The sequence below is a fragment of the Antarcticibacterium flavum genome (assembly GCF_006159205.1).
GTDB lineage: Bacteria > Bacteroidota > Bacteroidia > Flavobacteriales > Flavobacteriaceae > Gillisia > Gillisia flava.
In genome coordinates, this window is the sequence record NZ_CP040812.1 from 1,965,950 (window position 1) to 1,989,894 (window position 23,945).

A 23,945-nucleotide genomic window follows, 5' to 3' on the forward strand; every position below is an offset into this window, starting at 1 on the left:
CTATTTTTCTCTTAAATTATTCTCGTAGATATATGCTCCAAGTTCCTCACCATTCCTTTGACCAACTTCCAAACCGTGCCTAAAGTCGTGACCTATGTATAGACCAAAAATCGTTTTCTCATTGGATATTTGTGAGAAACTGGTCATTTGACGTTCAACTCCCGGTAAGGTATAAGGGCTTATAACGGTAAGGTTAAGCTGGTCGCTATTGAAATAAGCTTTAAAAATCTCTGCAACAGCGCCTGCAGCGTAGGAGTGAGAAGAAGGAAATTCAGGATTTGGCGGGGTTATTGAATGGGACATCCAGGTCTCATCTCCTATGGTTGCTTCAACCCCATCTGTATCCCCATTCCTTATAGCTGAAATGGGCCTCCAGAATGTAAAGTGGAACTTTTCCTCAAAAGAGGCTATATAAGAATCCATTATCGCCATTTGAATAAGAGCAATAAGCCTGGCAGCTTCCCAACCATCAAGATCTCTTTGTACAATAATGTCCCTGGCAATACGGTTCATTGAACTTGAAGGGCCTTCTATCCAAAATAATCCAATTTCCAGTTGTTCTGCAGTCCTTGCCGGACAGTTGGCACATCCCAGGGTTTTCACCTCGTTATAATCTGCTATATATTCTGCAGAATTTAAAGGATAGGGACCTTCATCCATAAATTGGTCGCTGGATAGAATCCCAAATGGTGGAAGTTCCCCCAAATTGGCACCATAGACTGTGTTTGCAGGCCATACGGGCGGATTGGCATTCACGTAAGGTAAATAATCAACCCGATATTCACCCGGCTCTGTACCTCCCGGGTAGGTTTCAAATCCTAAGGCTGGATCACTTGCTCTTTTTGCCAATACAGCAGCGGCAGCATCCATACCAACTTGGATACCCTGCTCCTTTTGATCTGAATCTGGGATTTGGGAAAGTATTAAGGCCAGAAGTTCATCTGCCGCTGTTGTTGCGGCAGGACGAAGCTGCACAAGCACATCCCTTGCAGCCTGAGAAACGGCAGCATCTGCCATTAAATGTAGTTCTTCTGTAGATAAACCTTCGGTATCAACCTGGGAATTATCCAGGGCGTAGGTTTCATATTTTGGCACTACATTATTTAGAGCGTCGTGCATCGCCAGGGTGATCATCGCATAAGCTTTCACCTCCAGCGGTTGGGGCATTTGTTGATTTATAGATGCGGCTACCAGCTCGTTCCATTCCAGTACAGTCTCATTGCTGTAAGCATCTGCCGTTCCATCATCCCCAAAAATATCGGGGGAATCATCAAGATTACAGGCCCCTTCTCTAAAGTGGAAATAATCTACAGCATCATCCCCGTCAAAAAGATTTCTTACATCCTCATCTGTTATCACTCCGCTGCGTATGACTTCTTCAGTAACATTTCCATAGGCATCAGAATTCAATAAGGTAATTTCAACATAATATTCATCTGGACCATCAGTATCGGGCAGGGCAAAACAAACAGGTGCGCCTGCATAATCCCCGGCATCATTCATAGCTACGGTATTCGCAACATTGGCGTATAACTGTGCGCCGGTCTCTCCATTGCTATAGGACCAAATATCCACGCTAAATGCAGCAGGATAATGCCTGCCTGTTTCATCACAGTAATTACCAAAAACACAAAATTCAATAGCCCGGTTGGTATCAAGATCAAAGAACAGGTATCCGTATTCATTTACAAACCGGTCATCAAAGCAAAGAACAGATACTTCCACATATTTTTTAACCCCTGCTCTGAGATCAATTTCAAGTGGCAAGGGAAAATTCAGAAATTCACTAAAAATTCCGGAGCCAGGTGCAACCCAAATAAGGTCCCCTGCCGCATTGTAAACTCCAAAATAATCCAGGGAATAGATTCCAGGATCTAATTCCAGCTCTGGTGCTTCTTCAGTAAACAATTGATCTGGAACCAGGTCTATCCTGAATGGCTGCTGCTGGGTACCCACCACATTTGTGCCATTTCTGGAAAGAATGATCATAACATAAGAGACTGCGTCATCTGTACACTGCGGTAACTCCTCCAAAGATTGTTTGGAAGCAAGCCTGTTGGCCTCCATATCATGGAGGATAGCACCAAAGGAAAGGCTGGCTTTTTCGGTAGAATCGGCTCGATTCGATACCTCTTCCTTGCTACAGGAAGTCATGGCTACGCACACCCCTAGTGCAAATAGCCAAATTTGTAGTTTTTTCATAATTAAAAAGAATTAATTGAATAGCTAATAAGAATTTCACAAATTCCAGCTGTTGTGGAATGAAGAGGCGCAAAACACTAATATGAGGGGAGCTGGAGGTAGGGTCCAAATTTTTGGAAGGATGAATATGTTTCACACTAAAGCTATCTAATTTTACCCACGATGAATATGGGTAATTTCCCTTAAAATATGCTGATATTCAATTATTTAGATGAAACTCTATATAAAAACCTTCTTATTTTCTATTCATATTTTACAATTAAATAGTAGCTTTATATATTACGATTTTACCGGTTTTTAAAAGTGGTAAATAAGTGCCGGGAGCTTAAGGTTCTCTTGAATATTTCCCTTAAACTCATACTTTTTTTTGTAAAAGTTTATAGAAATTATTTCACGTAAGAAGCTTTTTTAAAATGCTCCTTCACGAAATTCTAACTTGGTTTCCCTCCTTAACTATTTTCAGCTATAAAAAGATCAGTATACAAATCTTTAGTCGGGAAGACCTATCAGGGTTGATTTTCCGTCCCCTAAAGAGCCCCAAAAGTAAAGCTCCCTCTTTCCTATAAAGAGCTCACTTAAAAATTTCACAGTCACTAAGGTACCTGGATGAAATAGAAGAATTAGGTGGTAAAGAGAATGGTTAAAGAATACAGTGGGAACAAGCAAGGTCAATATCTATAAACATATCCGATTTAATAATCAATGAGCAAGACACTAACAAAAAATCTGGAGGCCGATGTAAAAGAGCTGTATATCCATTTCTTTAATAGCATGTTCAATGCCGATGTGGAAACATATAAATCTTTCATGGCAGAGGAAATCCACCAAATTGGCACAACCCTGGAGGAAGTATATTACAATAAAAATGAATCTGGAAATTACCTGGAAAGAGCTGTAGGACCCGTGGCAGGCAAGATCGAATTCAGGAACAGGGATATCAGGATGAAAGTTGTTGATGGCCTCATTGGCATTATTGAGAAGGCAGATTGTTATATAAATATAGATGGAGCCTGGACTTTTTATGATAATGCAAGGGTATCTTCCTTACTACAAAAAAAGAAAGACGGATGGAAGTTTGTCCAGCAACATATCTCCTTTCCAGATTCCAGGACAGAAGAGGGACAAACCGTTGGCCTGGAGAAGATAAAGGCTGAAAATATTCAGCTAAGAAATGCTGTTAAAAGAAGAACGAAAGAGCTGGAAAATGCCAACCGGGAACTGGAAAACACCCTGAGCAAACTTAAGGCCACCCAGGCTCAACTAATCCACTCTGAAAAAATGGCTTCCCTTGGAGAACTTACCGCGGGCATTGCCCATGAGATACAGAATCCGCTGAATTTTGTAAATAATTTTTCAGATGTAAGTGCTGAAATGATAGGAGAAATCGAAGAAGAAATTAAGAAAAAGAAAGAGGAGAGAAACGAGCTCTTAATGGCTGAGATCCTTCAGGACATCAAAGAAAATTTCCAAAAGATCAACCATCACGGCAAGCGGGCAGATTCTATTGTAAAGGGAATGCTGGATCATAGCCGCACCAACGGGGGAGAAAGGGTTTTAACAAACATAAATTCTCTGGCAGATGAATACCTGCGCCTGTCCTTTCATGGAATGAGAGCTAAAAACAGTGATTTTCAGGCTCATTTTGAAACCCACTTTGACCCCAATCTTCCCAAAGTCAATGTGATTCCCCAGAACATTGGAAGGGTATTGCTAAATATCATCAACAATGCTTTTCAGGCCATAGATAATACAGATACCGGAAAAAAGAATCCAGATTTCAAACCCATAGTGAAGGTTGCTACCAGGGACCTTGGAGATAAGATCGAGATCATAATAGAGGACAATGGTCCCGGCATTCCGGAAGAAATAAAAGATAAGATCTTTCAGCCCTTTTTCACCACCAAACCCACCGGAGAGGGAACAGGCCTTGGTTTAAGCCTTAGTTATGATATTATAAAAGCACATGGTGGAGATCTGGAGGTGGAATCCAAACTAAATGAAGGATCAGTATTTAAAATAACCCTGACTAAATAAAGAGAAAGAAGAAGGGGAAAATGTTCTTCAGAAATTAATCACAGGGCATAAAATGAGAATTTTAAAGTACCCGGTTGATCGTTAATACAGATTAATAGAATGGAAAATTAATCTACGGAATAATTATTTAAAAATATCCTCCGGTTGGATAAGTGCCCTACCAAATATCCGGTTGAGATTCCTGGGTTTAATTGGAACTGTTCCCGGAGGATTATTATGGTTATAGTTTTTTAATCTTTACACTATTGGCCTTCTGGCGTTTATACTAATGTAAACCATACTTTGATTTAATAAAATACCTCTTTAAAGGTATTTTTAGGCAAATACTACGGCCTGTCCTATAAACTAATTGTCTACCTCTGGAAAATATTAGGACATTAATAAGCTATTCCAACCTCCATAACTTGATTACTTTTCAAGGTTTTTATATCTTTTAATGCAACCAGACCTATAAAAATGTCTAAATCGAAGCAAATCACTAACTTTTGGAGAGAAGAATATTCCAGGGAGGTGAAGAAATACGATCCTTTTAAGGTAACGCAGCAGTTCAAAAAAATGGCCGGTCTGTTTACTCCGGGCACGTCATATTTTTACATCCTCAATGTACACGATCTGGAACTGGATTATATTTCTCCAGATGTTGAATTACTCACCGGAATACATCCGAAAAATGTAACAATAGAAAAATTATTAAAAACAGCTACCCCCAGAGAACTGGAATGGGTACAAAAAAAGGAGGTAGTGGTAAGGGATTTTTACGGAAGATTTTTACCCAGAGAAAAAATTACCGATTACAAGCTGGTTTATTCTTATGAAATGAAGGACCGTGATAGGAAAAAGAGGATTATGCTTCACCAGGCAACGCCTTTATCAATTAGTGAATCGGGGGGAATGCAGCACGTGCTGAGTATACATACAGATATTTCCCATCTCACTTCAAAAAGCAGCCATAACGTTTCATTCATAGACCTCGAAGGCAGGCAATCATTCTACAATATAGATCCTGAAAAAGGGGTATTTGATCCTGAATTTGCAAATTCCAAATGCCACAAGGTCCTGGAAAAATTGACAGATAGGGAGCAGGAGATCCTTGACCTTTTGGCCAAAGGTTTAAGTGCAAAACAAATTGCCGGAAACCTTAATATTTCTGAACATACAGTTAAAACTCACCGCAAAAATATCTTAAAAAAAACAGGGTGTAATAAAACAGCAGAATTAATCGCGGAGAGAATACTTACCGGCTTAATCATGTAGGCAGTGATAAAAGCAGATCAATTAAGAATTGTAAAAAATTGTTATGTAGGCTGAAAATGCAGGATTATTCCCAGCGGCTGTTTGTTGCGATCAACATCTAGCCTCCAATGTATCTCAGGTTTTAAGGTCAAATTAAAAATGGTTATCTGCTTTTTGTCAAGCAGAAACAAAAAACCTGCAAAGTTTTGATATCCCAAACCAATACAGGTTTTAAAAGTACTCAATGCGTGAGTGCATATAATTTCGCTTATCACACCATTACAGCGGTATCCCATTATCCCAATTTGCAGTGTTCCCGGGCAGGCTTGTTATGATAATTCTTATTTAAATTAGAGTAAAACGAATTGTAGAAAAATAAACTAGAAATACATCATTTTGATATTTTATCCATCATTACCGAAACAGCTGCGTCCCCGGAAACATTCACAACCGTTCTGCACATGTCTAGGGGGCGGTCAATTGCAAAGATCAAGGCTAAACCAGCTTCAGGAATACCTGCCTGAGCCAACACGATCACCAACATCACCATTCCCGCACCAGGCACAGCTGCAGATCCTATGGAGGCAAGGGTAGCGGTTAGTATGATCATAAGTTGAGCTTCAAGGCTTAGATCCATTCCAAAAGCCTGTGCTATAAATACCGCTGCCACCGCCTGGTAGAGACTGGTGCCATCCATATTAATTGTTGCACCTATTGGAAGTACGAAACCAGCGATTTCTTTTGGTACACGAAGGTTATTTTCCACACATTCCATAGTTACAGGAAGCGTGGCTGCACTCGAACTGGTTGAAAAAGCAAGTAACTGTGCAGGTGCTATAGCCTTGAAGTAGGTTTGCACATTTGTTCTAGAAGAGAAATAGACGATACCAGCATATACTCCCAGCATCAAAAAGAGGCCCACCAAAACAGTCAAGGCATACATTGCCAGCGCTGAGAACAAATTAGAATCTGGGGATTCTACCACCAGAGCAGCCATAAGTGCAAACACACCCAATGGTGCTGCTCGCATTATAAGGTCTATCATTTTCAGGATAACATCATTAAACCCGTCAAAAAAATCTTTTACAGGTTTAGCATTTGCTGAAGGTATTAGAATGAGACTTATTCCAAAAAATATAGCAAAGAATATTACCTGCAACATTTTTGTGTTATCACTCGCCGCAAAGAAAATGTTAGAAGGAACAATATCCTCCATTGCCTGCAGCGGTCCGGCTTCTTTTTGTTCCTGTGCCAGTTCAATCCTGCCGGTCACTTCTTTGGCATAACCGGCTAACAAATTATTTCTGGTTTCTTCTGAAATTGTAGCTCCCGGCTTAATAAGATTAACACATATGAGTCCTATCGACACCGCCACGAAAGTGGTGAGGATAAAGGTAAAAATGGTTCGGGACCCCATTTTGGATAATTTAGAAAGGTCTCCCAGGTCAGAAACTCCTTTGATTAGGGAGGCCAGAATAAGGGGGACAGCAATAAGCTTAAGGGAATTTATGAAGATGGTGCCAAAGGGTTTGATCCAGTCTCTAATAAATTCTGCACCCCAGGAGAAAGCTGATAAAATTAATGCGAATATTATCCCTACCGCCATCCCTAACAGGATCTGCCAGTGCAGGGCCAATTTAATTTTTTTCAACTCCTAAGTATTGTAATTTAAGCATATAATTAATTGATTCCTTCTACAGAAAGTACTGTAATAGTCCATACGATGACACATGAGAAGTAAATTCCAACAGTGTTAGCTATAAAAGCTCTCTTTCTCTCCAAACCAAATAACCAGGCCGCGATGGTTCCTGCGTACACCCCTGTACCGGGGATTGGCATCATCACAAAAACAAGCAAACCCCAAAACCCATATTTCTTCACATTGCCACCGGCTCCAATCTTGGCTCTTCTGGCCACAAAAATGGCCGATCGTTTATAGAATCTCCATCTCAATAAATATCTATTGATATAATTTAGAAAAAACTGCATAACCGGAAACACCATCACATTAGCTGCAAAACATAGTGTAAATGCCAGGTAGTAGTTTACATCATTGTATATAGCGTAAGGTATTCCCACCTTTGCTTCCCCGAAAGGAGAGATACTCCATAACATCGCACTTAAAATATCGTAGACCATCGCTATATTTCAAAACTTATTAGATAGAGAGTATAGAGAATAAAAGTTGCTACCAACATTCCTGCAGGAATTCTGCCTAACTTTTTCTTACCAAAAAAAAGAAATATGAAAAGGACAGCAGTACCTACCAACAGCAGGTAAATATCACGGTTGAAGGCCATATCATAAATAATTGGTCTTACTGTGGCACTCATACCCAGGATAAAAAAGATGTTGAATATGTTAGAGCCTATCACATTCCCAATTGCAATATCACTTTTCTTCTTTAGAGCTGCAACGACCGAGGTAGCAAGTTCCGGTAAAGAGGTTCCTGCAGCTATTATGGTTAGTCCTATTAGTTTTTCGCTTACCCCCATAGAAGTGGCCATAAATATGGCACTATTAACCACCAGTTTACCTCCTGCTACAAGGGCAACTAAACCAATGATTATAAGACCCCATATCTTCCAGACTGCTAAATTGATCACTTTAATCTCCTCTTTTCCCGGTTCTTTTTTTAACTGGGTATAAACATATCCCAGGAATAACAGGAAAAGAATCAAAAGAATTACCCCGTCAAAACGGCTAAGGATGCTATCCTGAAAAATAAAGCTATTAGCAAGGAACAGGACCATAATTACAGCTACAAATGAAACAGGGATCTCTTTAAAGAGGGTACTAGACTGCACTACCAAAGGGGTAATAAGTCCGGCTACCCCCAAAATAAAAAAGAGGTTAAAGTTGTTACTCCCAATGATATTGGCGAAAACAATCTCCTGATGCCCATCTAAAGAGGCGGCTATATTTACCACCAGTTCCGGGGCTGAAGTCCCAAAAGCTACTATTGTAAGTCCAATAGCCAGATCTGAGATTTGCTGTTTCTTTGCTATACTTGAAGCTCCAAATACCAGCCAGTCTGCTCCCTTTATTAGAAGGAGCAGACCTGCAGCCAGTAGAATTATATTTAATAACATTAAGCGGTATGTTTTAACACAGGTTGTGCACAGGCGTACTTCTGTAATTCGGCAAGCAGTTTTTGAGCATTTTTATATTCATAATCCTGTGTGAAATTGAGGTCATAGTCAAATAAGTTAACCATTACCGGTTCGACAGAATTACTTTGGAAAAACGCAAGGGAAATACGGGAAAGTTCTTCTGTATTTTTATTATGTCTTTCCACCAGCCTGTTTTCGACCATTATTTTTAATGTATGAATTTTATTTAGATCAACATGTTTCACCACGAATTTCTCATTGAGCCATTGAGTAAGAACAAACTCCCGTCTTAATATATCTATACCTGCAAGGTTGCTGTTCCAGGCAAGCATATAACTTATGTTCAATCCACGGGAGGATGTTTCATTTTTAAATTTATTCCTAAGATTTTTTTCATCTTTACTTCTTAGTAAAGGGAAAAGGATAAATGGTAAAAAACTGAAGATTACCAGGATACCCGATATAACTATAAAATCGATTTTCATTTTCTTTGATATTTAGATGAATCCTATTAATATGCATTGCGAATTTCCCTGTGGGAATTCACAATTAATTTTTGGGTTATGGAAACCAAAAATAGGATCTAGAGAAAGGTGTGAAAGGGAAAGATTATATCTGGTATACTTAGCCCCGGAGTTATAAACCGATTTTGAGCAGAATACGCTTTACTCCTGGAAAATTCCCGGTTATCCTCTTTGACCTGAACGGCGTGATATGTCGGGAAAATTCTTTCTTTTAAGATATCAAAAGAAGTGGATAAACGGCTAGGCATAAGATCCTGAAAATCCTCAGATACCTGGGAACCTGCTTCGATTAGTAGCGGTTCGTCATTTATTTCAATTGAAAAAGCAAAGGTTTGACCGCTGGTGGGAACCAGCAGCAGAAGAATTAGTATAAACCTTAATATATTCATCTCTCTTTTGAAATGAGTATCAAATGTAGAACCTTAATTTGTTAAATTTTCAATAAAAATAGGGGAGGTCGAATAATTTTTTAAAACTTCATATTGAGGGATAACACTTAATGGGTTAATCGCAAGGATACCGCAGCGTGAGTAGCGTTTTTGTTCTTACTTTTCCTTACATAGAATAGAACTGGAAGTAAATCTTGCATCTTTTTCCTCAATTTAGCATTAAACTCGTAAGCCCTTATTTAACAAGGCTTTGCAGACCATTCGGGCGCACCTTTGGTGTTAACTCAAGGTCACCGAATGGGACACCTTTTATATAGCAAAATTTGATATTTTATGATATCAGTAAAAATGAAAAACCCCGTAAACATTGAAGTTTACGGGGTTTTGATTTGATTTGACATGTTAAAAGTACTCGAGGCGGGAATCGAACCCGCACTCCCGAAAGAACTGGATTTTGAATCCAGCGCGTCTACCAATTCCGCCACTCGAGCTTAAGGAGGTGGCAAAATTAGCAAAATTTTTATAATCCTGCATTTTTTATTGCGGGTAATTTTACTTTGCAAGGGGGATTAATTTTCAATTAAATTAACCCGTCTTCCTAATTTATATTTTCAGGATTGAACCCATTCCAATATTTTTGCACTTTCAAATTCCAAAGCGCGATGCAGGACGGAAGGGATGAAATTTTAAAGTGGTTACCTGATTCCTGAAAAATTTAATTTCCCAACTGTTTCGAAATGCCGCGTTCACTTCTAATCTTTTTTAATGACCATTTTCGAAGGATTTTTAATAGCACTCATTGAAGGAATAACCGAATTTCTTCCGGTTTCCAGTACCGGGCATATGATCCTGCTATCCCGGTTCTTTGAGATCCACGACGACGAATTTGTAAAAACCTTTGAGGTCTTCATTCAAACCGGGGCCATCCTGGCTATTGCCATTATGTATATTAAAAAGTTCCTGCAGGGAATAGATGTCTACCTCAAACTGGGAGTGGCGTTTTTACCCATTGCCGTTTTTGGGTTCCTGGGATATGATTTTATCAAGAATGTACTTTTTAGTCCGGTGGTGGTCGCTGTTTCGTTGATTATAGGTGGGCTTGTACTTATCCTGGTAGACAAGAAGGTGGTTTCTCAAAAAAGCCGGTATGAAGATATCACCAACATTTCCTATAAAGACTCACTCTTTATCGGCTTCTGGCAATGTTTCGCCCTTATTCCAGGAGTTTCCAGGGCAGCAGCCAGCATTGTGGGAGGGGTTTTCAACGGCTTCGATAAAAAACAGGCGACTGAATTTTCTTTCCTCCTGGCTTTACCCACAGTTGCCGCAGCTGCAGGATACGATCTTCTAAAAACCGACCTCACTTTTAGCAGCAGGGAATTTATGCTCCTGGGACTGGGTTTGCTGGTTGCATTCGTATCGGCCTGGTTTGCCGTCAAGATTTTTTTAAAGATCGTGGAAAATTATGGTTTTAAGCACTTCGGCTATTACAGGATTGTCTTGGGTGTGGTCTTTCTTTACTTCTATCTCTAAGAATAATTTTTGCTGAAGTAGGGTTTTCCTTATATTACCCTTATTAACCTGTGTGGGACAGCCATCCGTTTTCCGGCTTTTGTAAAAATCTGAAATGAAGAAGTACTTCTATATTATCGGCATTCTTATTTTAACCATTTCCACCTCCTGCACTTCCCTGCAGGAATCTTCCAAATACGATTTCGAATCCTCAAAGTATTACAACACCGTGATCCCGCAGGCCGGGAATAAGGTTTATATAGATGTAGAGGAGGACAGCATAAAAGTTTTTCCAATTACTGTTACCGGGGGAACAGAGCAAATTGCTGCGGTACCTGCCGGTATTTTTACTCCAACCACTGGTAGTTATGATAGGAACTATACCTTCCACAACCCTTCCTTTGATCTGGACATTCTCACCATGCCTTTAAAGTACAGATTCAAAACAGCCGGAGTACCACAGCAGCTCACCACTAATTTCAATGGAAATGTTTACCTGGGTTTTCGTAATGATATGTACAGCATCAGGTATGACAAATCACCTTTGGGAGAAACCGAAAGAAAGATACGTCACGTTGGATTTAGCTTGGGTGGTTTTGCGGGTTTAAGTTCTGAACCTGTAAATCCGTGGGTAACCCGCGAAATGATCGACCTGGAATATGACGGGATGGTATTCTCTACAGGAGTGGCCGGGATCATAGGTTTTAACGGACTCACGGCCGGTCTTGCCCTTGGTTTTGACCACCTATTGGACACCAACAGGCAGCACTGGATCTACCAGGGAAAGCCATGGATCGGGCTCGCTTTTGGGATTAACCTTAATTAGAAAGAACCTTCAGCAGGCAACTTATATTTATTCAACCTTCTCCTCCACCCCCGGTAGTGTTTCCTCATCCAGCGTCGTGACTTTTCGGAACTTCCAGTAAATGATTGCGCTGCAAAGATTATCAAGCGACGAGATCCCCTGTTTAATGACGTTGGTGATCGTACTTATTGGCACTCCTTTCCTGCTGTGTCCTTTGATATTATTATATAATTCTGAAATGAGTTCGTTATACACCTGCTCATTCTCCTGTACCCAGGATGGTGGATGCTCCCCTACTTCTTCTAATTCCAATACCTGCTGAATTTCCTCCAGCCTGTGATAAACCACCTCCCTTAGATTATCAAGGATCTTTGTTGCCAAAGGATCCTCTGCTTCCAACATATAAAGAATATTATGGGTAACATCCTTGATATCTTTGGCACTATAAATAAGAGACCTCAATCCCATCATAATAGCTGTAAGCTGCCCGGCCTCGTGCGGGGTGAGATTTTCTTTATGAAGCTCGGCATAATAAGTAGTGAGTTCATCTTCAATGCGTTTTATCTTTTCGTATTTTTTTGAGAGTCCGCTGGCGCTTGCAAATATTTTCTTCCACCTGGACTCCTTGTTCCTGTCGCGCTCATTTATCCCAAAATTCTGCTTTATGTATTCGGCTGTGATGCGGTAAACTTCAGCTATTTCCTTATCCAATGCCTGCAGGGCAACATCTGCCACCTTCGGGGAGATATTTTTGACGTACAGCGTCTCCCCTTCCGGGGTTGCACTAACGAACCTCCTTTTGAGAAACCTTCCGAAGAAACCAAGAAAAGGATAGAACAGGAGAATTCCCGTTGCATTTAAAACTGTATTTAGCAACACCAGCTCCATAAGCGGATCTTCTACCCCAAAAATATAGTAGGTTACATATACAAGCGGCTTAATAAAAAAGAACATCAACGTTCCCGTTACCACATTAAAGATCACGTGCGCCATCATAAGCCGTTTGGTATCGGCCGTACCGCCAATGGAGATGAAGATAAGGGTGGTGGTGGTCCCTATATTGGCTCCTATGACCATTGCCACACTCTGGTAAATATCGATAAGGTCTGCGTTAAGCGCGCTAAGGATGATCACTATCATGGCAGAACTGGACTGAATGAGCGCCGTGATGATCACCCCAATTAGTACGAAAGCCCACAAGCCGTAGCCGGAAAAAGTTGCCAGGTCAATTTGGCCGGCCACGGTCTCAATAGCCACTTTCATATAATCCAGCCCCAGGAACAGCAATCCAAATCCCACCAGCAGGCCTCCCAGATTCCGCAAAATGGGTCGGGTGTCCAGGAAAAGGTAACTCAGGATCCCAACGGCAAGGAAGGGGAAGGAGAAGTCGGCTATATCGAGTTTGAATCCGAAAGTCGCCACAATCCAGGCGGTGAAAGTAGTACCTAGGTTTGCCCCCAGGACAATACTCACCGCGTTTTTCAAACCGATCATCCCCCCGCCCAAAAAGGCCAGGGCAAGCAGGGTGACCATGGTGCTGCTTTGGAGAATAGCTGTTACGGCGGTGCCGGTGAGGATGCCTTTCCAGCTTCGCTTCGTGAACCGTTGCAGCAGATTTTTAAAGGACTTTCCTGCCAGCGCTTTTATGCTGTCCTCAAGATGCCGCATCCCAAAAAGGAAGATCCCCAGACCGGCGATAAACATCCAGAAATCAAAACCTGTGTTTTCCATTTAAGGGGAGGTATAGCTATATAAAGATAGGGGAAATAGTATTGAGAATTGAGATGTGAGATTTTGGATGTGAGATTTGAAAAAGTTGGGGTGTCTTAAGTATGGGAGTTGAGGTTTGTAACCCGCCTGCGGCAGGCTTGTTCGGGGTTTGGCGTTGTTTTCCTGGATTACGCAGATTTTAGCGGATTACGCAGATTTTTTTGATCAGCAGTTCTGCTGCCGGGAAGAAATAGGTGAGGTATGCGAGGGTTCGAGAGATGAGTAACACCCTCAGCCCATTAGATCCTGAAACAAGTTCAGGATGACGACGGCCGGAAGAGCAGAAAACAAAAACATTCGTGCATTCGTGGCTACCTTCAAATATCCCGGTAAAATAAAATTAATTTCGAAAAATGGAGAATCACTCTCGCCACCTCAACCCAACAACCTACAACTTACAACCTATAACCTACAACATTTACCACCTCACAACTTTTTTCAACCGACAACTGAGAACTGACAACCGAAAACCGACAACCGAAAAAAACTTTTCAACTACATCGTTTGCAGCAAGTTAAAATTTAAAATGCTGGTGTTAATACGGGTTTCACCTATTGCAAATCAGGATTTTAATCGTGTTCTTGAGGCCCAATTTAAAACTGAAAATCATGGCTATCCAAAAAAAATATCTCAAAAGTAAACCTGTTTGTAAAGTAACCTTCGTAGTTCCGGCTGAAGAGGCAAAGGAAGTGAGTGTAGTAGGTGACTTCAATGAATGGGACCCTGCGGCACATCCTCTTAAGAAGCAAAGGAACGGAAATTTCAAAGGCACCTTTGATCTGCAAAAAGATAAAAGCTACGAATTCAAATATTTAATCGACGGCAATTACACCAACGAACCTGAAGCCGATTCCCATCGCTGGAACGACCACGCGGGAGCAGAGAATCCTGTTTTGGAAGTATAGTTTGGTTGCAGAGGTTCTTGTATAGGCTTGGATTGCAGGCATTTTTGGATGACCTGGCTGGATTTCGCGGATTTTAGCGGATTACGCTGAGGGTTTTCCGTTTACTGTTTTCCGTTTACTGTTATCTGTTTTTTACTGTTTTTCGTTTTCTGGTTGGAATTTGGGATTTGGCGTTTGAAATTTGTTTGGTGTTTGGGGTTTGTTGTTTGTTGTTGGCTTCTGGTTGATAGCTTAATTCTCCTTTTTCTTAGGTTAATTTGTTGCTTAACCACAGAGTTTAAAATGAGTGAAAAAAGGAGTTTCACGGAGCCTTTAAAAGATGCAAGAATCAAGAGACAAGAAACAAGACGTCGCAAAAATTCTGTCCTCTGACTTTTTTTCCAGGTCCAGACTTTTTTTATTCCCCCTTTGGGGGTTAGGGGGCTTTTCCACTTTTTTCAACCTACAACCTACAACTTACAACCTTTTCAACCGACAACCAACAACTTACCTCAACTCAATCCTATCAATCTCCAGCCGGAAATTCTCAGCTTTCCCGTTGCCTATCATAAACCTGACTTCCTGTAGCTCATTGGCGTTGAAGTTGGGCCGGTCCAGCTTGTTCCCGCGGTATGTTGGCTCCATTTGATTAAGAGGGATCTCGATCGTTTCCCAGTCACCACTGGTTTTAAAGGTATATACATAAGCTGCCCTTTCATTAAGATTTGCTTTTATACGAAATTGATATTCCTTCCCATCGCCTTTTACCCGTATTACTGCTTTCTCATAGCCTTTGATATCCTTAGGTTCAAAGTGGTACTGTATAGAAGCGAAGCCGCCATCGTTCTCCAGGGAAACGAATCCTGTGAAGACTGCGTGTCCCTCCTCACTGCGGGAGAGGTCGCTGGTGGAATTTCCACCCATCACCACGTCATTCTCAATCTCCCAGGCAGACCAATCTTTTGAGGCGCTAAAATCGAATAGAAGTAAACTGCTCATAATCATTGTAGTTAGAATTAAAAATTTCATAGCTGCATTCAGTTTTCTTTAAAATTAAGGATTCAGTTTCAATTAGTTTGCTGTGGATAAGTTAATTGGGGATTTGTTAATTCGTGTTTAGGGTATAGGGGTGGCTGTTTGCTGTTTGCTGTTTTCTGTTTGCCGTTTGCTGTTTTCTGTTTGCCGTTTGCCGTTTGTCGTTTGCCGTTTGCCGTTTTCTGTTGCAATTTTCTTTACGAGATAATCCTACTTTTTGCGAGTTTTTTATTCCCCCTTTGGGGGCCAGGGGGCTTTTCCACTTTTTGCAACCTACAACCTACAACCTACAACTTTTTCAACCGACAACAGACAACAGAGAACTGACAACTAACTCCAACTTTCCTTACCTTGTACAACCTATGAAAAGAAGTAAATTCATCTCCAACCTTTCCTGCCTGGGAGCACTTTCTGTAGTGACACCTGGCGGATTGCTCTATTCTCAGACAGCTTTTTCCGAAACTTATTCTTTTATGAAAAACAGCATTCAGTTAATTAGAAACGCGACTCTGGTAATCCATTACGCGGGGAAAAAGATCCTGGTGGATCCATTACTTGCTGAAAAAGGGGCTTATAATCCTTTTGCAGGAGGAGAAAGGAACCCTACGGTGGAACTGCCGTTAAGTGTGGAGGACATTATTGAAAACACAGATCTCGTGCTGGTATCGCATACACATTCAGATCATTTTGATTCGGTTGCCAGGGAAGTCCTGCCCCGCGATGTAAAAATTGTGAATCAGCCGGCAGATGAGGATTATTTTCAAAAACTGGATTTCTCCAATACCCACACCCTGCAGGAACATCTTCTGTGGAATGATATAAATATTCACCGCACAGGTGGGAAACATGGAAGCGGGGAGATCGGCAAAAGGATGGGAACCGTCTCCGGATTTGTTTTACAAGCCAAAGATCAGCCAACGATCTATATTATCGGTGATAGTATATGGACAGAGGAAGTCGCACAGGCCATCGAGGAATTTAAACCAGATATCATTGTAGCCAATACCGGCGGAGCAAGATTCCCGGGGTATGAAGAAAACCCGATCCTGATGGATGAGGAGCAAACCATCTCCCTCTTAAAAGCCAGCGGCAATGCCAGAGTTATTGCAGTTCACATGGAAGCTCTTGATCATTGCACCACCACCCGGGCCTCTTTGCAGCAAATTGCGAATTCGGTTAACGGGGAAGTTGAAAAGTTGATTATTCCAAAGGATGGGGAGGAGATTTTTTTGTAGTCGTTAGTCTTTAGTCGTTAGATGGTTTGCTGTTTTCCGTTTGCTGTTTTCCGTTTTCTGTTGAAAATTTCTTTACGAGATAATCCTACTTTTTGCGAGACTATTCTTTTTCTTAACCACAGAGTTTAAAATGAGTAAAAAAAAGGAGTTTCACGGAGGATTAAAAAGAAACAAGAATCAAGAGACAAGAAACAAGACGTCACAAGAACCCTGTCCTCTTTCCTCTGACCTCTTTTATTCTCGTCCAGACTTTCCTCTCTCCTCTTTCCACTCTCCACTTTTCCCAACCTATAACCTACAATTGTTCAACCTACAACCTACAACCTACAACCTACAACTTTTTTTCAACCGACAACCGACAACCGACAACCGACAACTGATAACCGACAACTGATAACCGACAACCGATTGCCAAACTCTTCCCAAGCCCTTCCATTATTTAAAAACAAATTTTAATTTAGAGGACAATTAATAATACATCAAACTATGCCTATAGATCTTTTAGCAAAATTCAGCGTTACTGAGAAAGTTATTAATGAGGAAGGCCGTGAGCTTTTTGATATGTTCCTGGCGCCGGGGGAGAATATACTTTTATATTACCGGCACGCAAGGGATAAGGTTATTTTTACAGACAGGAAGATCATCGCGATCGATATTCAGGGAATAACGGGTAAGAAAAAGGAATTCAGGATGTTCCCTTATTCGAAGATCACCTCTTTTTCTGTAGAGACCGCAGGAACTTTTGACTGGGACAGCGACCTTAAGATCTGGGTCTCTGGCGTGGGTGTGTTTGGGGTCAAACTGGGCAAGAAAATAGACATCGCCGAAGTTGGTGTTCTGCTTAGTGAGAAGGTGAAATAGCACTACTCAAATGTTTAATTGCTTCAAATTCAGCAACTTTATTTTGTCAAACCAGTATTTTGCAAAAAATTTTATATTTTTGTTAACATTTCGGCAGAAAATCAAATGCCGGATGGAGATAAGATAAAATGAGGGCAATTAGAATACCTGGAATACACAACACTCCCGTTCGACCGGCGATCGATGATGAGGGTCATAAAATGGTACTCGGGGTTTCTTTAATGATCCTGCTGGCGGGAGATTTTTGCCTGCAATACCTCGCACAAACCTATTTTGCCTATTCAATTCTTGAACTAAGCAGTCCCGGATTCTGGCTTCTTATTACTAATGCTGTATTTATTAGCGTGATCGTGTTGCTCAACAAACAGGCCGCACGCTGGAGCTGGAGCGAGTTGGGCCTTGGCAGGCCAGATAACTGGTGGCGACCCATCCTGGTAACCGCGGCTGTTTTCATTGCCGTTGTACTGCTATCCCTATATGTCAAACCATACGTGGAGGAGATCACCTCTCCCCAAAATGTCGATCACCTAATGGTTATTCAGCAGAATTTACCGTTGTTGATCAGTGCCCTTATTCTTGTTTGGATCACCGCCGCTTTCCTTCGGGAAGTGATCTTTAGGGCATTCCTTATCAATACCCTGGATATCCTCCTGGGCCGTAACCGCTGGTCCCCCTGGGCTGCCGTGGTTATAAGCTCCCTCATCTTCGGACTCATGCACGCCTGGCAGGGACTGGGAGGAATCATCCTCACAGGGCTGGTAGGACTCGTCTTCGGCACCGCGTACCTGCTTAACAAAAGAAGGGTCTGGCCGTTGATTTTCGTTCATGGGTTGTTGGATACTATTGCGCTGGTGTCGATCTATAATCTTGTGTAGTCTTTAGCCGTTAGTCGTTAGTCTTTAGAGGCTCTTCGTTGTGTTCTGTTTACCGTTTTCTGTTTTCTGTTGGCTCATCTTGGGAAGTTCGATTCTCCTTTTTTCGAGAGTAATTTTTTGCTTAACCACGGAGTTTAAAATGAGTTAAAAAAGGAGTTTCACGGAGGAAAAAGGATTATGCGGATTTTAGCGGAATACGCGAAAAATGTAAGCCGCAGTGAGTTTTCCCCTCCTCCGGAGGGGTGCCCGAGGGGCGGGGTGGGCCGTCGCTAGTTCAGAATATATGGCTAGTTTTAAACAGTCAACCGGGAATGGAAAGAAGGACACATAGAATTATTTTTTGTTTCCCCTTTGGGTTTTAGGGGGCTCCGTCCAGACTTTCCTCTCTCCTCTCTCCACTTTTTTTAACCGACAACCGATAACTGACAACAGACAACATCTCACTACTCAATTCTCAATACTAACTACTCACTACTCCCTAGAATTGTTCCAAAAACTCAATTCTCTTCTCAATTGGGGGATGCGTGGAAAAAAGTCCTCCCAGTCCGCCGAAGAGGCCGGCTGATGTGTCTTTGGGGGTGTTTTCTATGAACATTTGTTGTACCTCCTCGCTCCTCACTTTTACGTGGTGGTTGGGTGCGATCTTTTTTAAAGCAGAGGCAAGCGCCCAGGGTTTCCGGGTCATTTCAGCAGCACCGCTATCGGCCATATATTCCCGTTTTCGGCTTAGGGCAAATTTGAAGAGCATCGAGATAAAATAGGCGATAAAGGAAACTATCAGGATCACGATCATAAGCTGTCCGCCGCCGCTATCCTTTCCTCTTCTTCGGCTACCGCCAATATTTCCGTAGAGAAAACTTCGAAAAGCCACCTGCACCACAAAGGCGAAGATCCCCACGAATACTATGGTGACTACCAGCAGGCGCACATCCTTGTTGCGTATATGCATCAGCTCGTGGGCGATCACCCCTTCCAGCTCATCGTCATCCAGCTTTTCAATGAGACCACGGGTGAGGGTCACGGTGTAGTCCTTTTCCTTGAGTCCGCTGGCAAACGCGTTGAGGGCATCGCTTTCAATGATGCGCACCGCGGGCATCTTCATCCCCACGCTCATACAAAGGTTCTCCACCAGGTTATAGACCCGCATATTCTCCTTCCGCTCCAGGGGTTTGGATTTGGTGGCCATGGAGATCATTTTCCCATGGGCAAAATAGGCGATGAGGAACCAAATGAGGACTACTGTAAGTACGAAAGGGATTGCCTGCAGGAAAACATCAAAAGCGTATTCCGGTGAAAAATTCCCGTATTCATCCACACTGGTAAAAAACACCACGGCATAGACCGCCGCCAGGATAAGCAACGGAAATGCGATAAGGAGCAGGATAGATTTCCTGTTATTCCTTTTGATCTGGGTGTGGATCCCTACAAAAGCCACTGTTTAGAATTTGATCTCTGGCGCAACATCCATACGCTCCCTTCCTGCAGCACCAAGGTCAAACATAGGCTGGGTAGTAAAGCCGAACATCCCTGCGAATATATTATTCGGAAATTTTTGAATAGCGATATTAAGCTCTTTGGTAGCACTGTTGAAGTAGCGTCTCACAGCAGCCAGTTTATTTTCAATATCGGCTATTTCCTTCTGAAGGTGCATAAAATTCTGACTCGCCTTCAGGTCCGGATAAGCTTCCACCTGCACATTAAGTCCCTGCAGCGCTGAAGTAAGCTCTCTCTCCGCCTCGATCTTCTCATTGATCCCGGTAGCGTTGATAGCCTTTTGACGTGCCTGGGTAACAGACTCCAGCGTTCCACGCTCGTGTTCCATATATCCCTTCACCGCTCCAAGCAGCTGCGGAATTAAATCGTGACGTTGCTTAAGCTGCACATCGATATCTGCAAACGCATTTTCCCGGTTGTTCTTCAGGCTTACCAGGTTGTTGTAAATAGACACACCCCAAATCACGAGGATGACGAGGATTCCAATGATGATGTATATTGCCATGTTTTTGGTTTTTGTTCTGTAATTGTAAATATAGTTATTTAGTTGTTAGTCTTTAGTCGTTAGTCGTTAGAAAGTGCCTGCGTCGTTTGACGTTTGGTGTTTGTTGTTTGGTGTTTGTTGTTGGGTTTTTCTGCGGAGGATGATTTTCATTTTTTCGAGGGTATTTTTTTGCTTAAACACAGAGTTTAAATGGAGTTGAAAAAAGGAGTTTCACGGAGGAAAAAGGATTACGCGGAGGAAAAGGGATTACGCGGATTTTAGCGGATTACGCGGAGTAAAAGTCTTGGAGCGAAGCGGTCTTGATTCTTGATTCTAGTAACAAGCGTCTTTTTAAACGGCTCCCCTCCTTTTTTCAATCCCGATATGGATCGGGAGGGTGGACAGCTTCGCTGGACGGGGTGGTCCCGTGGCGGGTTCGAGTTGACTCGCAGTTCTAACAGCCAACCGGTAATTTAAAACCAGGAATAACGTAGTGAGTTTTTAAATTTAATAAAGCCTCTCTTCCAAAGCACTTTTCCATACTACAAACCCTTTTCGTTCATCAGAATAATCATGTACTATCCGGCTAAAATTATTTTTAGAAGTTTGCAGGAAATATTGTCTCCCTTTGTTTCGTATAATATTTAAATCTTCATCAACGAGAATTAAGTTATCTTTTAAATCTCCCGTTTTTTTGTCCAGATGCCAAAGGTAGGTAGCTTCTTCAGTATCCAGGGTTTCTAAAACTAAATGATATGCGTCTCTACCTGAAAGCAGGAAAACAAAAGAGAAAGGTTGCAATACAAAACGAATCCTAAGAATGTCACTCTCGTGTTTAGAAGCCAGATATTGGATTTGGCGGAAGTGTTTTAGGTGTTTATTCTTCAAAAGCTCATTCAGAAGCTCTTCTTCGGATTTATATAACGGAAAATTCTGTTCCTGTAAACTCTCTAAATCCAATAAGTTATTATCCGTTTCAGAGGAATGTGCTTTTCCTAAAATATCTTTTTGCACAAACCGAAACCTGACACTTTCAATTAGCTCCTGATTAATTTTTTCTAGGTCATGGGAGTATGCAGATTGTGCCACCAACACCTTATTTTCAAATTCTGCATATATTTCGACCTCGATATATTTTGATTTGAGCGCCTTGGAAAAATAGGTTTTTAAGACTTCGAACTCCGGTCTTAAATCCTCATTTTCTATTTCAAATTCAAGTGTCTCAATGTCTGAAGTCCCGTACTTAAAAGCAGCCGCTCCATATCGAAAATCAAGATCCGAAATTGGCACTTTTATTTTTTTGTCGATGGTTAAAATTTGAGAAGTTGATGTCTTCATTTCTTCATCAAACAAGGTAGCTTGCTTATCGAAGTGTCTGTAATGCCTATTCCTTTTTAGAAAAAGCCGATTGAGATAATCAATTTTATAATCATGATAATCATATATGACAGGAGTCTTCTCTGAACGTTGTACCCTCCCAATATACTGGACCAGTTTACCCTTAAAGGAAAAAGGATATGCAAGGAAAAGACAGGAAGCATTTTGCAAATCGCTACCCTCACCAAAAAACTGTCCGGTGGTAATTAAAACCTGATAATTCCCTTCTTGTAATAATTTCCATTTTAAATTTCGGTTTGCCTCCGTATCCTCTCCACTCAGTGTTATAGATTCAAAAGATTGTTTAAGATATTGATTTAAAGAATCTATATGTTCCTTGCGTTCTGTTATAATTACTACTTTTTTACCAAGTCTAAGTTCTGCTTCTACGTCCTTTAGGATTAAACTATTTCTAGAAGAATCATGTATAAGAATTTTTGATAGAGTCTCGAAGGAATCAGTTTTAGAATTGAAAGGAATATCAAGGGAAGTTTTCCTAATCACAATTCGGGGTCGTTTGTATTCCTCTATATCCTGAGGTTTAATTTCTGCAATTTTCTCACCTAAATAAGCGAACAGTAACTTTTCATCATTTCCTTTACGAAAGGGAGTAGCAGTCAGCCCATATTGATAATATGAACAGAATTTTGATATTGTCTTTCTATAAGTTTGGGCAGGAATGTGATGACACTCATCAATAATTATGGTGCCAAAAGATTGGGTAAAAGTTGCGGTTTGTTGTTTGTCAATGTATTTCCCCAAACTCTGTATCATAGCAACGCTAATCTTTTTGCCAGCTTTTGCCTTGCCCTGGCCTATCTTCCCAATTTCATTTTTAGGAATACCAAGAAAAGCCTGAATACTTTCAATCCACTGCTCCATTAATTGTTTCCTGTGCACAATGATAAGGGCCGGTTGTTGTTTAGAAGCAATTATCTTAAGAGCCATAACAGTTTTTCCTGAACCCGGAGGAGCTGAGATTATTCCAAAATCCTTTCTGGAAGAAACTTCAATCGCGAGGTTTTGGTGTGATCGAAGAGGCACTTCCCAAATGAAATCAACCGGCGCTAATTTTTTCCGGTAATCGTGAAAATCATAATTTATCTCCTGTTCCTTACAAAACCTGATCAATTTTCCGGCAAACCCTCTCGGTATGACTATTTCCTCTTCTGTAACATCGATACAACTGATGTAGGCTTGTGTTCCCCAGGTATTTTTACCCGCTTCCTTTTTAATGAAAAATTCAGAATTTGAAAAATTGAGTTCTTCCTTTAAAAAATTAATTAAACTGGAATTTATTCCAGCTCTGTTTAAATGAAGAGCATTGCTCAGGCTTATTTGAAGTTTTCCTGAACTATTTTTTTTAATTGTACTATCTGTAGAGGTGCTAAGACCTAAAGAGTCATATAAGGTATCCAGGTGGTCAACCGGTGTCTTTTGAATTGCGGATAAAAATTTATTCTGATCTGGATAAGGTTTTAGGTCTTCAGTTGAAGGATCAACAAAACAACTATGACCATTTTCAACTGCAGGTTTATAAAAAGGTAATGCGATAAGATTGCCAAAACCTTTACCGGAAAGATAATCTTGATTTGGAAATAATCGGTCAAAGCTGGAGTTCTTATCCAACACAGAAAACAAGCCGGCCAACTCCATTAATTTAAGCAGAATCCTCCTACTTTTAAATGCCTGATATGGTTGGTCGAAAAATATCCATACATGTCCCCCGTTACCAGATCGTGACCTTTCTAAATATGCAGAAATTCCATATTCATTACAAACTTCAATTAATTTCTGACATTCCTCAATCCAATTCTGCTTATCAAAATCGGCAGCTATAAACCAGGAGGTATTGTCCTTCAACAATGGATAGATTCCTACCAATTGTTGGCCACTTAAATGCTTTTGAATTTGGAGATCATTTAAGGGGAGGTGTGCTTTATCTTTATAATCCTTAAAAGATCCTCCCTTCATTTTATGTAACCGATACATATAAGGGTCATAGCGATATGCCGGCATATAACCACTTTTCTTTCCTTTCTGCCAATGAACAGCAAACACATCGGTTCTCCCTTTAAATAATGAAGTTATATTATTTATATTCATTGACTATTGTAA

At 41.1% G+C, this 23,945-nt stretch carries 19 protein-coding genes and 1 tRNA gene; 8 read left to right on the forward strand and 12 right to left on the reverse strand.

Annotated elements, in window-relative coordinates; all coding sequences use genetic code 11:
• Positions 1 to 2,202, reverse strand: coding sequence for a vanadium-dependent haloperoxidase (locus FHG64_RS08210; protein WP_139065946.1), 2,202 nt, complete (start codon positions 2,200 to 2,202; stop codon positions 1 to 3).
• A gap of 702 nt (positions 2,203 to 2,904) precedes the next feature.
• Between FHG64_RS08210 and FHG64_RS08215 the strand changes: the two genes are divergently transcribed.
• Both FHG64_RS08215 and FHG64_RS08220 read left to right on the forward strand, forming a co-directional pair.
• Positions 2,905 to 4,236 (forward strand): ATP-binding protein, encoded by a 1,332-nt coding sequence (locus tag FHG64_RS08215; protein ID WP_139065947.1) that lies wholly within the window; start codon positions 2,905 to 2,907, stop codon positions 4,234 to 4,236.
• Between the two features lie 456 nt (positions 4,237 to 4,692).
• Entirely contained in the window at positions 4,693 to 5,490 is a 798-nt protein-coding gene (locus FHG64_RS08220; RefSeq protein WP_139065948.1) for a LuxR family transcriptional regulator, read from the forward strand.
• A 370-nt stretch (positions 5,491 to 5,860) separates the two neighbouring features.
• On the opposite strand, the gene FHG64_RS08225 is transcribed toward FHG64_RS08220, so the two are convergent.
• The 6 genes from FHG64_RS08225 to FHG64_RS08250 form a co-directional block, all read right to left on the reverse strand.
• Positions 5,861 to 7,120, reverse strand: coding sequence for a dicarboxylate/amino acid:cation symporter (locus FHG64_RS08225; protein ID WP_285897870.1), 1,260 nt, complete (start codon positions 7,118 to 7,120; stop codon positions 5,861 to 5,863).
• 29 nt (positions 7,121 to 7,149) lie between these two features.
• Positions 7,150 to 7,608, reverse strand: coding sequence for a COG2426 family protein (locus tag FHG64_RS08230; protein WP_139065949.1), 459 nt, complete (start codon positions 7,606 to 7,608; stop codon positions 7,150 to 7,152).
• Positions 7,609 to 7,610: 2 nt separating this feature from the next.
• Positions 7,611 to 8,561 carry a calcium/sodium antiporter gene (locus FHG64_RS08235; RefSeq protein ID WP_139065950.1) on the reverse strand — a complete coding sequence of 317 codons (951 nt, stop codon included), beginning with the start codon at positions 8,559 to 8,561 and terminating at the stop codon, positions 7,611 to 7,613.
• Positions 8,561 to 9,067 (reverse strand): hypothetical protein, encoded by a 507-nt coding sequence (locus FHG64_RS08240; protein WP_139065951.1) that lies wholly within the window; start codon positions 9,065 to 9,067, stop codon positions 8,561 to 8,563. Before FHG64_RS08240 ends, FHG64_RS08235 begins: the two co-directional genes overlap by 1 nt.
• 98 nt (positions 9,068 to 9,165) lie before the next feature.
• The gene (locus tag FHG64_RS08245; RefSeq protein ID WP_139065952.1) at positions 9,166 to 9,495 is read right to left on the reverse strand and encodes a hypothetical protein; all 330 of its coding nucleotides are present in this window, start codon (positions 9,493 to 9,495) and stop codon (positions 9,166 to 9,168) included.
• A 409-nt stretch (positions 9,496 to 9,904) separates the two neighbouring features.
• Positions 9,905 to 9,986: transfer RNA gene (locus FHG64_RS08250), tRNA-Leu, on the reverse strand.
• Positions 9,987 to 10,260: 274 nt separating this feature from the next.
• On the opposite strand from FHG64_RS08250, the gene FHG64_RS08255 reads away from it, so the two are divergent.
• Positions 10,261 to 11,028, forward strand: coding sequence for an undecaprenyl-diphosphate phosphatase (locus tag FHG64_RS08255; RefSeq protein ID WP_139065953.1), 768 nt, complete (start codon positions 10,261 to 10,263; stop codon positions 11,026 to 11,028).
• 94 nt (positions 11,029 to 11,122) lie between these two features.
• Positions 11,123 to 11,833 carry a hypothetical protein gene (locus FHG64_RS08260; protein ID WP_139065954.1) on the forward strand — a complete coding sequence of 237 codons (711 nt, stop codon included), beginning with the start codon at positions 11,123 to 11,125 and terminating at the stop codon, positions 11,831 to 11,833.
• 27 nt (positions 11,834 to 11,860) lie between these two features.
• Here the strand turns inward: FHG64_RS08260 and FHG64_RS08265 are convergent, their stop codons facing one another.
• Positions 11,861 to 13,543, reverse strand: coding sequence for a Na/Pi cotransporter family protein (locus FHG64_RS08265; protein ID WP_139065955.1), 1,683 nt, complete (start codon positions 13,541 to 13,543; stop codon positions 11,861 to 11,863).
• A 647-nt stretch (positions 13,544 to 14,190) separates the two neighbouring features.
• Here FHG64_RS08265 and FHG64_RS08270 point away from each other — a divergent pair.
• On the forward strand, positions 14,191 to 14,487 hold the full coding sequence (locus FHG64_RS08270; RefSeq protein WP_139065956.1) for an isoamylase early set domain-containing protein: 297 nt from the start codon (positions 14,191 to 14,193) through the stop codon (positions 14,485 to 14,487).
• A gap of 486 nt (positions 14,488 to 14,973) precedes the next feature.
• Here the strand turns inward: FHG64_RS08270 and FHG64_RS08275 are convergent, their stop codons facing one another.
• Positions 14,974 to 15,495 carry a CIA30 family protein gene (locus FHG64_RS08275; RefSeq protein ID WP_139065957.1) on the reverse strand — a complete coding sequence of 174 codons (522 nt, stop codon included), beginning with the start codon at positions 15,493 to 15,495 and terminating at the stop codon, positions 14,974 to 14,976.
• Positions 15,496 to 15,863: 368 nt separating this feature from the next.
• On the opposite strand from FHG64_RS08275, the gene FHG64_RS08280 reads away from it, so the two are divergent.
• The 3 genes from FHG64_RS08280 to FHG64_RS08290 all read left to right on the forward strand — a co-directional run bounded on the left by FHG64_RS08280 (position 15,864) and on the right by FHG64_RS08290 (position 18,472).
• Complete coding sequence (locus FHG64_RS08280) at positions 15,864 to 16,736, forward strand: MBL fold metallo-hydrolase (RefSeq protein ID WP_139065958.1); 873 nt, start codon at positions 15,864 to 15,866, stop codon at positions 16,734 to 16,736.
• A 486-nt stretch (positions 16,737 to 17,222) separates the two neighbouring features.
• Positions 17,223 to 17,597 (forward strand): PH domain-containing protein, encoded by a 375-nt coding sequence (locus tag FHG64_RS08285; RefSeq protein ID WP_139065959.1) that lies wholly within the window; start codon positions 17,223 to 17,225, stop codon positions 17,595 to 17,597.
• 128 nt (positions 17,598 to 17,725) lie between these two features.
• Positions 17,726 to 18,472: a CPBP family intramembrane glutamic endopeptidase gene (locus tag FHG64_RS08290; RefSeq protein ID WP_139065960.1), complete on the forward strand. Its 747-nt coding sequence runs from the start codon at positions 17,726 to 17,728 to the stop codon at positions 18,470 to 18,472.
• A gap of 478 nt (positions 18,473 to 18,950) precedes the next feature.
• Here the strand turns inward: FHG64_RS08290 and FHG64_RS08295 are convergent, their stop codons facing one another.
• The 3 genes from FHG64_RS08295 to FHG64_RS08305 all read right to left on the reverse strand — a co-directional run bounded on the left by FHG64_RS08295 (position 18,951) and on the right by FHG64_RS08305 (position 23,933).
• Complete coding sequence (locus FHG64_RS08295; RefSeq protein ID WP_139065961.1) at positions 18,951 to 19,907, reverse strand: M48 family metallopeptidase; 957 nt, start codon at positions 19,905 to 19,907, stop codon at positions 18,951 to 18,953.
• Positions 19,908 to 19,910: 3 nt separating this feature from the next.
• Positions 19,911 to 20,471: a LemA family protein gene (locus FHG64_RS08300; protein ID WP_139065962.1), complete on the reverse strand. Its 561-nt coding sequence runs from the start codon at positions 20,469 to 20,471 to the stop codon at positions 19,911 to 19,913.
• Positions 20,472 to 20,957: 486 nt separating this feature from the next.
• A complete protein-coding gene (locus FHG64_RS08305) occupies positions 20,958 to 23,933 on the reverse strand; it encodes a DEAD/DEAH box helicase (RefSeq protein ID WP_246054353.1) in 2,976 nt (991 codons plus the stop codon).
• Positions 23,934 to 23,945 lie beyond the last annotated feature (12 nt).